General features: G+C 46.9%; 12 protein-coding genes. 7 read left to right on the top strand and 5 right to left on the bottom strand.

The window, feature by feature from the left end; translation table 11 throughout:
* Positions 1-15 precede the first annotated feature (15 nt).
* Positions 16-378, bottom strand: coding sequence for a hypothetical protein (locus EDC56_RS03180; RefSeq protein ID WP_123711062.1), 363 nt, complete (start codon positions 376-378; stop codon positions 16-18).
* 123 nt (positions 379-501) lie between these two features.
* Here EDC56_RS03180 and EDC56_RS03175 point away from each other — a divergent pair, with 123 nt between their 5' ends.
* The 4 genes from EDC56_RS03175 to EDC56_RS03160 all read left to right on the top strand — a co-directional run bounded on the left by EDC56_RS03175 (position 502) and on the right by EDC56_RS03160 (position 3,632).
* Entirely contained in the window at positions 502-1,362 is an 861-nt protein-coding gene (locus tag EDC56_RS03175; RefSeq protein WP_123711061.1) for a LysR family transcriptional regulator, read from the top strand.
* A 305-nt stretch (positions 1,363-1,667) separates the two neighbouring features.
* Positions 1,668-2,759: a hypothetical protein gene (locus EDC56_RS03170; protein WP_148059295.1), complete on the top strand. Its 1,092-nt coding sequence runs from the start codon at positions 1,668-1,670 to the stop codon at positions 2,757-2,759.
* A 15-nt stretch (positions 2,760-2,774) separates the two neighbouring features.
* On the top strand, positions 2,775-2,996 hold the full coding sequence (psaC, locus tag EDC56_RS20030) for a photosystem I iron-sulfur center protein PsaC (protein ID WP_123711059.1): 222 nt from the start codon (positions 2,775-2,777) through the stop codon (positions 2,994-2,996).
* 228 nt (positions 2,997-3,224) lie between these two features.
* Positions 3,225-3,632: a cytidine deaminase gene (locus EDC56_RS03160; RefSeq protein ID WP_123711058.1), complete on the top strand. Its 408-nt coding sequence runs from the start codon at positions 3,225-3,227 to the stop codon at positions 3,630-3,632.
* Between the two features lie 85 nt (positions 3,633-3,717).
* On the opposite strand, the gene EDC56_RS03155 is transcribed toward EDC56_RS03160, so the two are convergent.
* Positions 3,718-4,203: a MarR family winged helix-turn-helix transcriptional regulator gene (locus EDC56_RS03155; RefSeq protein ID WP_162844064.1), complete on the bottom strand. Its 486-nt coding sequence runs from the start codon at positions 4,201-4,203 to the stop codon at positions 3,718-3,720.
* Positions 4,204-4,482: 279 nt separating this feature from the next.
* Between EDC56_RS03155 and EDC56_RS03150 the strand changes: the two genes are divergently transcribed.
* The 3 genes from EDC56_RS03150 to EDC56_RS03135 all read left to right on the top strand — a co-directional run bounded on the left by EDC56_RS03150 (position 4,483) and on the right by EDC56_RS03135 (position 8,497).
* On the top strand, positions 4,483-5,322 hold the full coding sequence (locus EDC56_RS03150) for a bifunctional allantoicase/(S)-ureidoglycine aminohydrolase (RefSeq protein ID WP_123711056.1): 840 nt from the start codon (positions 4,483-4,485) through the stop codon (positions 5,320-5,322).
* A gap of 533 nt (positions 5,323-5,855) precedes the next feature.
* Complete coding sequence (locus EDC56_RS03140; RefSeq protein WP_123711055.1) at positions 5,856-6,443, top strand: LURP-one-related/scramblase family protein; 588 nt, start codon at positions 5,856-5,858, stop codon at positions 6,441-6,443.
* A gap of 443 nt (positions 6,444-6,886) precedes the next feature.
* Positions 6,887-8,497, top strand: coding sequence for an ABC transporter substrate-binding protein (locus tag EDC56_RS03135; RefSeq protein ID WP_123711054.1), 1,611 nt, complete (start codon positions 6,887-6,889; stop codon positions 8,495-8,497).
* A gap of 114 nt (positions 8,498-8,611) precedes the next feature.
* Here the strand turns inward: EDC56_RS03135 and EDC56_RS03130 are convergent, their stop codons facing one another.
* The 3 genes from EDC56_RS03130 to EDC56_RS03120 form a co-directional block, all read right to left on the bottom strand.
* Positions 8,612-10,810: a phosphocholine-specific phospholipase C gene (locus EDC56_RS03130; protein WP_162844063.1), complete on the bottom strand. Its 2,199-nt coding sequence runs from the start codon at positions 10,808-10,810 to the stop codon at positions 8,612-8,614.
* 255 nt (positions 10,811-11,065) lie between these two features.
* Positions 11,066-11,512, bottom strand: coding sequence for a MarR family winged helix-turn-helix transcriptional regulator (locus EDC56_RS03125; protein ID WP_211333541.1), 447 nt, complete (start codon positions 11,510-11,512; stop codon positions 11,066-11,068).
* On the bottom strand, positions 11,493-12,500 hold the full coding sequence (locus tag EDC56_RS03120) for a DUF2955 domain-containing protein (protein ID WP_123711052.1): 1,008 nt from the start codon (positions 12,498-12,500) through the stop codon (positions 11,493-11,495). Before EDC56_RS03120 ends, EDC56_RS03125 begins: the two co-directional genes overlap by 20 nt.
* Positions 12,501-12,502 lie beyond the last annotated feature (2 nt).

Here is a 12,502-nt window from a genome sequence, read left to right as displayed (position 1 = left end):
TTACTTTCTCGCTGATTATTGTATGTAGTAGCCGCTTAATAATGCTAGCCCTATGAAAGCGTCAAAACTGGCGCTAGTGAATGCAGCCTTAAACGGCGGCTTATCGATATAGAGTGCGATGTATTTGGCCGCTGCGCCGCCCAGCCAAACGGAGGAGAAGGCGAGGTAGGCAAAGGTAGCGCCACTGATTAAGCAGGTGATAGACAGGCCTATAAAGAGGCCGCCGAACATACAGCGAATCTCCATGATGCCCATGCTGTTTATTGCCTTTAGACCAACCCGCTTGGCGACGAGGTTGGGTTTGATTAAGCCTGCTAGCCCAGCAAAAAGACAAAAATAACAGGCGAAGATTGCTACGTAATGAATGCTAAACGGCATAATTTATCCTTAAATATCGTCAGTGCATGTTAAAAACGTTATTCTACGTCAGCCTGTAAGTGGGTCGATTGTCAATTTCTGCAAAAGGCATTTGCAATAATGAATAACGATAAATGATGCATTATGAACTGGGATAACATACGTTTTTTTCTCGCAGTGATTGAGCGAGAGTCTATATCGGCTGCTGCAGCGGCACTGGGGGTGAACCACAGTACCGTTATACGACGCATAACTCAGTTTGAAGAGGAGTTGTCGATGAAGCTGTTTAATCGCTTGGCCAGCGGCTATCAACTTACCGCAGATGGTCAGCTTATTGCGGAGCGGGCAAGGGGGCTCGAGGCTGAAATCGTCGAGTTACAAAAAATAGCGCTGTGTGAAGAAAGGCCCTTTAGCGGTTTATTGCGTATCGCGGCCCCAGATAATGATTTATTTGATCTTGCCGCAAGCTGTGCGACATTCTCTAGTCGTTACCCAACGTTGCAGTTGGATATACAGTTTGGTAGTGATTCTGTGAATTTAACTCAGCTGCAGTCTGATGTTGCCATTCGCCTGACCAATACGCCAGACGAGTTGCTAGTCGGTCGAGAATTAGGCAAAGTGAAATACCGCCCCTATGTTCACCGTGATTTACTGGCGAAACTGGGAGCGGGGGCGATGGAGCGATACCCCTGGGTTAGCTGGTCTGGTACCGATGGCAGTGCTGAGTTTGATCGCTGGCTGAGGGCGCAGTCAACGCAGCTTCGTGTCGCGGCTACAACAAACTCTGAGCCAGCAGCGCTGGCGCTCGTTAAAGCAGGTATCGGTGCTGCTTATTTGCCGGTAGCCATGGTAGGTGAGGTAGAAGAGCTGTGCGTACTGCCTATTAAGCCTGCGTGCCTTGAATTAGGTATCTGGGTTTTGGTGCATAGAGATCTTCGTCATGTTGATAAAGTGAAAGCCTTTGTGAATTTTATTACTGATGAGTTGCGTCGGCAGATAATTTGAAGGTTGCTGATTTAAAAAATTGATCTCTGTCTCGTGTTTTGTGTCCTTTTAATCCAATGTTTTTGGTTGGGGATTAATTGGTGTGGGAAATCTGAAGAAATATTTTTTTCGATGAAATTCTTAGTTGTCTGTGTTGTTCTTTATTAAGCTCCCTTTAACAGTTGTTTTCCTGGAGAGTTTGGCTGGATATTAATGTTAGCTGGTCGACCTTGTTGGTTTTTTTGACGCTATTATTCTTTTTTAAAATAGTGTTTGTCTGCTACTATTATTTTCTTGATTCTAGGATGGATTTTAAGGCGTAGTTTATGAGTAGCTTGAAAAGAAGGGATTTTGTAAAAGGTGTTTCAGCCTTTGTTTGTATGTCATCTGTTCCGCTTTCACTGACCTACAGTAGCCGTGCTAAGGCGAGTTTTGGCGCTATTGAAGCATCAGAGTTGCCTGGTTTTCAGGGGCACTATTGTGCTGCTATCTCTACCTCAAGGGAAGGTAGTATTATTGGTTTAATGCGAAATGAAAAAGCTCGTGTAGCCGACTGGGAGGGGGAGGTCTTAGGCGGTAAAGATGAAGCTGTCATATGGTTGCCCGATGGCTCCCACAAGCGGCTCAGTACGCCAATACATGGCCAGATGTCGCAAATTCAGTCTGTTAGCTCCACTGGTGTTTCTTGTGGTTTATTTCAAAATAATAATGGGGTGTTGCAAGCATTCACTTGGGAAAATGAAGTGTGGACCCAACTCGAAGGTTTAAGGCAAGATGCAAGGTGTAGAGCGTCTGGCGTAAACGCGCAAAAGATTGTTGTCGGTAATGCCGTTAAAGGACGTGCTGATGTCCCTGTGTATTGGGATTCGACTATTAGTTTGTCCCCACAATTACTCCCTATTCCAGAGGGCTTTAGGGGAGTGGCGTCGGGGGTGAATGACGAGGGCTTTGTCGTAGGCTATATCACAGCTATAAACTCAGCTATAGCCCACCCCGTTGTTTGGTTTGATAAAGATAGCTTGCCGCAGAAGCTAGCAACCCCTTCCTCCGTTATCTCTGCATCTGCGACAGGCATTGCCTCTGATGGGACTATTTTTGGCTCTGTTCAGGATAAGAGTGGGGTGTTTAAGGCGGCCTGTTGGAGGGGGGATGAAGTTAATCTTATTAATGGCATCGGTGACAATCGATCAAAAGTACTGTCGGTGAGTGAGGCGGGCGTCGCTGTTGGTAGCTACATGAGCAAAGACCGTGAGTTTAAGCTGTTTGCCTGGAAAGATAACCGAAGTGTTGATCTGCAAGGGCTTGGTGGAAGGCTGCAATGCGTTTATTCAATCAGTGATAACGGTGTTGCTTGTGGCATGAGTCAAGACTTAAGCGGTGATAGCCGTGCAGTAACATGGAACGTTGATAGTATTTAATAAGGTAAAATAATAATGAGTCATGCTGTTAAGATTTACGATACCTGTATTGGTTGTACTCAATGTGTTAGAGCCTGCCCATTGGATGTGTTAGAAATGGTGCCATGGGATGGATGTAAGTCAGGGCAAATCGCTGCCTCTCCACGCACTGAAGATTGTGTAGGCTGCAAACGCTGTGAAACGGCTTGCCCAACAGACTTTCTGTCGATAAGAGTTTATTTGGGGGATGAAACCTAATTGGCGTAGCAAGTGCTGTTAATAATTTTTTCTAGATGGCTTTATTATCTCACTGAGAGCGCTATTTATAACCTAACAGGTGTTCTTGGTGATGATAATATTGAAGAGCCATCATAAAGTTTATCTTTGAGTTGTTCATGGTAATGTAGCGTGTGCAAAGATCAAAGTGCTGGTTTCAGCGCGGTCGAGTGACGACTGTCCGGGGTATTTGTGTAAGGGCATTACGTGATGAAGGTTGAGGATCAATTATATTTGGCGGCTAAGGGCTTAATAGAGAAGCGCTATCCGACGGGGTGGGGCGGTGCCGCAGCCATTAGAACTGAGAGTGGTAGGATTATCACCAGTGTGGCTCCCGATGTTCTGAACGATGCGCTATCCCTGTGTATGGAAGTTGGCGCCTACCTTGAAGCTCATAAGATCAATGAAAAGGTGACCCACTCTCTCTGTCTTACAAGAGAGGATGAAGACTCGGAAATATTAATCTTAACTCCGTGTGGCGTTTGTCAAGAGCGTCTAGTGCATTGGGGCGGAGATGTCATGGCTGCAGTGACTAATGAAGGCAACAGACTTATCTTTAAGTCGTTGCGGGAGTTGCAGCCTTATCATTGGTCTGCGGTCAATGGTTCGCTGCTCTAGTAGCGCTATCGGCTATGGACTCATTGCTGAGCGGTATTAAGCTTGGCCTTTGGCGGTTGTCCTGGTTACGCGCTGTGCGCCATTATTATAGTAATTTGAGAATCTTTCTAGACAGCGGTTCGCCGTACATAATGTCCTCTGCCTGGCTGAGTGCTGGCCAAAAACCGGTGGCATCGCTGGGTAGGTTTTCATTGGTCACTGTTTGAATCGCCTCCCAGATCGGTTTCAGCTGCACCTCGACAAGCTCTAACGCTTTGTCAGTTGGCCGTACGATAATTCTTCTTTCATCTGTTGTGCTGGTCTCTCGCTTGCACAGGCCTATTTCTTCAAGTTTGGTCACTGTCTGACTGATCGACGAGTGAGTGAGCGCGGTCTCCTCAGCGATATCCCGAATGGAGAGTTGGTCGTTTGGGTTTAGGCAGATCAATGAAATCACCGGAAAATGGCGCGGGTTGAAATCTACCTTCTTTGCTTTATAGACGGCATTGATCTCCGAAGACAGGTGGTCGCTGAATCGTCGCAAGCGCGAGCCCAGTGCTAGCCCTTCCATTTGTGAAATCCAATCTGACATGAAAGCCCCATAGTAACCAAAGAGAGCCATAATAAAGCAGTTCAAACCGTTTGACACCACCTACTGTGATGCCTTACATTATGCTTTATATAACTTGTAATACAATTTATTACACAACTTGCAGCGAAGTCAATGAGAATTACCTTAAGTTATGTTGCTATAAGGGCAAAGTTGACAGGTAAATAGAGAGTGCTATTGCTTAGCGAGGGCTCTTGTTTTTGCAAGTTGTCGACGTTCAGCGTCTTTATGCTAAGTATTTAAAATAGAAGGAATAATTAAATGAGTAATAGCTATTATGCCCCCAAAGGCGGGCATCCTGGACAAGAAGTGTTGCATACGGGAAGGGCTGTTTTTACAGAAGCCTACGCGGTCATTCCCAAGGGCGTAATGCGAGACATCGTCATTAGCTACTTCCCGCACTGGGAGCTCACTCGTGGTTGGGTAATCGCAAGACCACTCTCTGGTTTCGCTGAGACATTCTCTCAATACATCTTAGAGGTTCAGCCTAATGGTGGTAGCGAATCTCCTGAAGATGACGAAGGCGCTGAGTCTGTATTGTTTGTGGTTGAGGGCGGCGTGAGATTGACCATTGATGGTGAGCAGCACGATCTTGAGCCTGGTGGCTATGCATACCTACCTGCAGGCTGTAACTGGCAGCTGCACAATCACGGCACCGTTAATGCTAACTTCCATTGGATCAGAAAGCGTTATCAGGCAGTAAAGGGTATCGATAAGCCAGAAGCGTTCGTCATTAACGAGAAAGATGTTGAGCCGATCGAAATGCCTGGTACGGATGGCGGCTGGAAAACAACACGCTTTGTGAGTCAAGACGATATGCGTCATGACATGCACGTGAACATCGTTAGCTTTGAGCCCGGTGGAGTAATACCTTTTGAAGAAACACACGTCATGGAGCATGGCCTGTATGTGTTAGAAGGTAAGGCTGTCTACTTATTGAACAAAGACTGGGTAGAGGTCGAAGCAGGTGACTTCATGTGGTTGAGAGCATTCTGCCCACAAGCGTGTTATGCCGGTGGTCCCAAGCGCTTCCGCTACTTGCTGTACAAAGATGTAAACCGCCACGCTAAGCTCAACGGTTACTTTGCGCCACCGGCGTAATTAACCTCTCAGCAGTACTTGTTGCCCCTCTTTGATGGAGGGGCAATACTTTAGTCAATTTCTGCGTAATAAAATCTTTCGTTTGAATTCATTCATAGCTTCCATTTGAGGCTTATCCTCAAGCTGCTGTACTCAATCCCAATCCCAATCCCAATCCCAATCCCAATCCCAATCCCAATCCCAATCCCAATCCCAATCCCAATCCCAATCCCAATCCCAATCCCAATCCCAATCCCAATCCCAATCCCAATCCCAATCCCAATCCCAATCCCAATCCCAATCCCAATCCCAATCCCAATCCCAATCCCAATCCCAATCCCAATCCCAATCCCAATATCGTCCTAGGCCACTGTAGAGCTATAACCGTGTCTGTTTGTACTCTTGCATGCGCGTCTCGGTAACGGCGCCTTTTTTCTTTTCTGTTGATGCGTTACGGTGTAGCTCGATAGCGATTTGGTTAAGCTGTCATTAACGTTGAGACTACAAGCGGTTGAGGTGTTGTAGTGGTTATTGCCTAACAGAGAGGGTGTTAAATGAGTGATGTGATTAATCACAATGTGTTTTTGGTGAAAGAGCATGTTGGTATGTTCAAAGCGGCTAATAACTTCGATATTTACGACCCTTCAACAGGGGAAGTGATCATGGAGTGCCGGGAGCCTTCCTTGGGTTTTTTAACCAAGATGTTGCGTTTTACCGATTATAAGCGAATGACCCCCTTCGATATTCAGATCCGAACGCCTGACGGTCAACGAGTCGTACGTATTCAGCGCGGCATTTCCATTCTACTCTCTAAAATTACCGTGAGTGATCACAACAACAAGACAATCGGGGGTTTTGCACAGAAGTTTTTCTCGATAGGGGGGGCGTTTGACGTACTAAATGAAGACGGGCAGCCGATTTGTCAGTTACAGGGCAAGTGGACGGGGTGGGACTTTAGTTTTACCAGGAACGGAGAAGAAGTGGCCAACGTCTCAAAAAAGTGGGCAGGCTTGGGTAAAGAGATGCTCACTAGTGCTGACAACTATGTTTTGCAAATAGCCGATCATGTGCCTAAAGATGATAGTGTTAGAAAACTGATTTTGGCGGCAGTCATGTGTATCGATATGGTGTTAAAAGAGTGATCTGATAGCGCCTCTTAGTAAGGCTGTCGCTCAGAATTCAGCGCTTTTCGGTATTCATTATTTTGACGCATTTATGATGCTAATGGCGCTGTCAAAAATAATGATCCAGTGCTCGATAAATACGGCTTTAGTAAAATAAATGTAAATACAACTCTTCGCCAAAAAGTGATTTTTATTTTATTGGGTTGTTGGGGTGATTTTTTTGTCGTTTATTTAATAGTTGGCGATAGCGTTGTAGAAAATTTCTTCTAGTCATGAAAGTATATTAGGGTAATCAATGACGGCATACTGATGGATGATCAGGTTTGCACGTCGTGAATAAGATTGCGCCTGTATAAGTCAGCATGGAATAGCTGCTGTTTTATCATAAAACTGCCGTTATGAAATGTATGGCTATACATTATTATGATAATACTGATGAATGACAAGAAGGATGTCTGGACATGAAATCAAGTAAATTTAAAGCTATTTTAATCGCGTTGAGTAGCCTGTTTTTGTTCTCTTTCGTTGCTACTAGTGTGACGGCGTCGACGCCAAAGCAAGGAGGGATTCTTAATTTTGTGGTAGGAAGTAAAATCCCTTCCTACGATGGGCATATTGAATCGACCTTCGGCATGATTCACCCGATACGACCATTTTATAGCCTGCTAATTAGGGCCAACCCAGATAACCCCAACGACCCGACCGACTTTGTTTGTGATGTCTGTGAAGGTGAGGTGCCGAGGGGAGAGAAGGGAGGGACAGAATACACCTTTAAGCTACGTAAGGGCATCGCCTTTCATAATGGGGCACGACTCACCGCGTTAGATGTTAAGGCTACGTTCGATAAGATTATCTTCCCGCCTGAAGGGGTAAAAAGTAACCGTAAAGCGATGTTTAAAATGGTTGACTCAATTGTCGCCAAGGATGACGTTACGGTTGTGTTCTCATTAAAGTACCCCTCGGGAGCGTTTATCCCAGCATTAGCGATGCCGTTTAATTTTATTTATAGCAAGGCTGACCTTGATGCTCACGGGTATGAGTGGCACAAGAAAAATATCAATGGCACCGGAGCCTTTGTTTTTGTTGAGCATGTCCCCGGGTCTCATGTGGCGGGTGAGAGGTACTCGAACTACCATCACGAAGGCAAGCCCTTTCTAGATGGCTTTAAGGCGATATCAGCGCCTAAAATGTCTGTTCGCTTAAACGCTATTCGTGCCGATAGAGCAGCGATTGATTTCCGTGGCTTCCCACCAAAAGCACGAGATGATCTAGTCAATGCCTTAGGAGATAAAATCACTGTACAGGAAAGTGATTGGAATTGTGCCTTGACCTTTACAACGAATAATCGAAATAAGCCTTTTGATGATCCTCGCGTGCGTCAAGCGCTTACGTTAGCGGTCGACCGCTACGAGGCATCGAAGTATCTGTCTAATATTGCTATTGTGAAGACGGTTGGTGGCATCGTCTTTCCCGGGCACCCATTGGCTGCAAGGCCGGAAGAGCTTGAGAACTTGATCGGCTTCTCTCACGACATCAAGGCTAACCGTGCAAAAGCTAGGGCGCTACTGAAGGAGGCCGGTGCAGATAAACTTGAGTTTGACTTCAACAACCGTGGGGTGGATCAACCCTATAAAGTAGTGGGTACCTGGTTAGTGGATCAGTGGCGTAGAATTGGCTTAAAGCCGGTTCATCGAGTACAGCCGTCGCCACAGTTCTTTGCTACTTTGACTGAGAAACATGATTTCGATGTGTCGATCGATAGTAACTGTCAGTCAATAGTCAATCCGATTGCCGATGTCTCTAAGTTTCTCTGTAGTGCTGAGAATAATTATGCGGGCTGTGAAAGCTCAACCTTAGATGAAACCTATGACCGGTTACTGAAGGCGTCTACGCTAGACGAGCAACGCGCTGTCATGCGAGAGTTCGAGAAGGAGGTGTTTGATAACGCCTCGACCAATATGACGTTGTGGTGGTATAAAATTAACCCGTATCGCTCCTATGTTAAAGGTTGGAAAACCTCTTCAAGCCACTACGTTAACCAGTCCCTGGATCAGGTTTGGCTCGATCAATAAATAGACAATAGCGTCATTGAGCTTTTTTCAGGCCTAATGGCTCGTGCCGTTAGAGATAAAATAGCAGTGAAACGACGCGCTGCTATTTTATTGCGTAATAAAGGGAGGGTGACTTTACTCGTTCATGGCGTCCAATTCTTTGTCGTTTGAAAGACGTCCCATTGCAGGATCGCTCCAGCAAGGGTATTTGTGTGGCTTAGCGCGATCAATACGGCCAGCCACTCGGCGTTCAAAGCCGGTGACTTCAATAGCTTTAACCGTGAAATCGTACCAGCAGTGTTTCTCTAGCGGCAGGTGATACTCTATTTCCTCATGAGGTTTTAGCGTCATCGTGTACTGCTTGTTGGTGTATTCGTTTGGAGTAATAACGATATTCAATGTTTGGTGTTTGTTGGGATTGAATGCAGAGATACTGAACTTACAAATTCGACCGCTGTTAAGGTAGCGATATTTAATCGCTGGCTCTTTAATGCTGGGGTTGTGGTTTCCCTTAAAGAAACGAATAAAGCCGTTAGGCCCGTAGACCATCAGATGATAGTCGTCGTCAAACAGCCACTTATCGCTTAGCTCGCGATCCTTATCGCCGTTATTCTTTACCGTATAACGGTAAGGGAATAATGGCTCACCGTTATCTTTTGCCTTACCATCGTATAGTTGAAATACTGCGGCCTGCCTACCGCTATTGATAAAGCTTAAATGGATGCTGCTTTCACCATGGCGGCATTTTTTATCCGCTTGTACCTCTAGTTGGTACGGTAATGGGGATGAAGGGACCTGTTGTGGTAGCACGGCTGGTAGGCCAACATCACTCGCTTCATCGAATCTAGGCATATGCTGTTCGTTGTAAATGTCGGCTCTCTTTCTAACTTTATCAGCGTGTGTCTTTTTTTCCGGCTTGATATAGGGTGTCGAACCTTGTTTAGAGAAATCAAAGCAGGACGTTAAATCCCCACAGACCTCACGTCGCCACTCACTGATGTTCGGTTCTTTGACGCCAAAGCGTTCTTCAATAAAGCGAATCACAGAGGTATGATCAAACACTTGTGAGTTAACCTTGCGGCCGACACTCCAGGGAGAGATAACGTACATTGGCACTCTAGGCCCAAGAGGGTAGGGGCGGCCAATCATCTGCTCATTAGTTTCGTTAAGGTCGGGTTTGACGATGTATTCGCCAGCAGTGCTGATGTTCGATTTACCATAGGTTTTGACGTCGCCGCCGTCATTAGGGGTAATTCTCGACGGCACGGCGGGTGGAGGCATATGGTCGAATAGCCCGTCGTTCTCATCGAACATGACCAAGAATACGGTTTTGCTCCAGACATCGGGGTTTGATGTCAAAATATCTAAAACTTGGGATGTATAGGCTGCGCCTTGTAGCGGGCATGATCGACTCGGGTGTTCGGAGTAGTCTGCGCTTGCCACCAGCCAGGATACTTGCGGTAAAGTGTTGCCCTGAACGTCATCGAGTAATGCGCTTAAATAATCGCTCCCTTGTCCAGCGGTGCCGCGCTGATATACAGGGTGCTCGCGGTCGTTTATATGCAGGTAGCGAAAGGTTTTAAAACCGAGCAAAGGGTTGTCGTCATAGCAGTTGCCAGCTTCGTGGTAGACCCTCCAAGAAATTCCCGCTTCCTCTAAGCGTTCAGGATAGGTTGTCCAGGCGTAACCTTTATCAATATCCTCAATTTCACCCCAGCCTTCATGGCTATTACCATGTACGGGGCCCATGAGGTCGCCGGAAGGGTTGATGGAGCCACTCCAAAGGAAGACGCGGTTTGGGATTGTGCAGCCAGCAAAGCTACAGTGGTAGGCGTCGCAAAAGGTGAAGTTCTCTGCCAGAGAAAACTGAAATTCAAGGTCTTCTTTTCTATAATACCCCATAGTCAGGGCTGTTCTATTGGGTACCCATTGATCCATGATGCCGTAGTTCCAGGACTTCTGTGCACTTTGAAACGAGTGGTTGGTGCTGGACATGCGGTGATAGCCTACCTTTTCATTAGTGTTCCAGTACCACGGGGGCACAGCATCGTCGCCACTAGGCTGTTTCCACACGTGATCGCCATTAGGTAGTTTGATGGCAAAGCGATCACCGAAGTTACGGACGCCTGGTAAGGTGCCGAAGTAATGGTCGAAGGCGCGGTTTTCTTGCATTAAAATAACAATGTGCTCGACATCTTTAATGCTGCCGTGATGATGTCTACCAGGAATTGCAACAGCTTTTTCGATGCTGGCTAACAGGTTTGGGCTAGTGGCGGCTGCCGTTAAACCAATGCTTGAGTTGATGACAAAAGATCGTTTGCTCTGATCAACCATAATACTGCTCCATTTTGAAAAAAGAGACAAAGTGTCGGTGGCAGTCAGCATTATTCGGATCGTATGTTACAGAATGAAAAAGCTTTTGTGATATTTCGCTAGGCAGTGAGAATAGGTTGATCTATTTTGATTTATGGATGCGTCAAGGACAAGTCGTCATGTTAGTCTGTATCGCTGCTCGCTGCTCGCTGCTCGCTGCTCGCTGCTCGCTGCTCGCTGCTCGCTGCTCGCTGCTCGCTGCTCGCTGCTCGCTGCTCACTGCTCCGTGACCAGCTGACGACAGAGGCGATAAAGCGTCGCCTCTTCCTCTGGGCTTAATGCCGAGAAAAACTGCTTGCGTACTTCTGCCATTAACTGGCTGCTCCGTTCTTTAGTGGAGCTGCCTAATGGGGTGAGAGACAGGTAGCGGGCTTTTTTATTCTCGCTTTCACCTTTGCAGGCAGTGATGAGTTCGCGCTTGATGCAGTTGTCGACCAGGCGCTTCGTTGCAGAACGCTCGCGCTGCAAAATATCACTGAGTTGCTGCTGTGTAATACCCGGGTGATGATCGAGCGTGGCCAGTGCGCCAAACATCTCTAGTGTAATATCAACTTCGTCACAGAGGGCTTGGTTAGCCGTTACGCGAAAGCGTTTGTGGGCTAAGCCCATCATGAAGCTGGCGCTGAGGTTAAGCTCTGGGACATCAACGAGGAGGTTGGGCATGACAAGGCTCTTTCTGTCTAGTGCTGCTGAGTTGGTGAAGTACAAATAAAACGAATAGGGTGATGGTCAGTTCCCAAGCACGCAGGAAGGTGCGCTCTAGGGCAAGGTTATTATGGGCGAGATAGAGCTGAATGGGTAGTAGGGTCGCTAATAAACCATCGGCGTGAATATCGCGCTTTAAGCCCTCCGCTTGGGTGAATAGTCTAGCGAGGGCGTAGATTAGGCCGACTAAGGCGACAGCGTAGGCTAAAATTGTTGTTTGCTGGTGGGCAAATAGTAGGCTGAATATGACTGCCAGGGCGCAGCCGCCGACCTGAGTCATAAAGCGTAGTCTGACTGTTGTGACGAATTGCTCCCGGTTGACCTGGGTTGCTGCAGCGATAATAGGTACCATGCAGAACATGGCGGACAGCAAGTCGATGATCATGAGTATGGCGAGGCCACTACCGATTAGCAGGAGGGCGGTACCACGACTGGCGGCTGAGACAGGTTGCGCTGGAATTATACGAGGGGCAGCGGATTGCACGGCCTCGTTAAAAATCCATAGATAGCCACGAATGACGATACACGTAATCACCATGGATAAGGCTGTTTCTCGTAACAGCCCAAACAGTGGCTTATCGCTATGGCTGGCGTAAATGACGACAAGGATCCAGCTGAAACAGGGCAGCAGTAGTTTGGCTCGTTTGATCGGCGTATCGGCGCGGCGGCATAAGAAATCGATATAAAAAAGGCTGATGGTCCAAATGACGAAAGGGTGTTGGCGGAAAGACTCCGCAACAATAACCGCACAAAAACTTGCCAGCAGCACGGGGGTAAAGGTACTAATCAGTGCTCGCCAGCTAAAGCTAACACCACGAGTCAGTGTAATGGTTGGGTATAGTGCTAAGTAGACTGGTGAGTTGAAGTTCAGCAGCTTTGCTGAGAGCATGCAAGTAGCGATTGTTAGGGCAATTCTTAGTGCTTTTTTGTGTTCATTCGAAGGCATAA

The organism is Sinobacterium caligoides (assembly GCF_003752585.1).
GTDB lineage: Bacteria > Pseudomonadota > Gammaproteobacteria > Pseudomonadales > Sinobacteriaceae > Sinobacterium > Sinobacterium caligoides.
The sequence above is the reverse complement of the archived record's forward strand: the minus strand, read 5'-3'. Positions and strand labels throughout refer to the sequence as shown.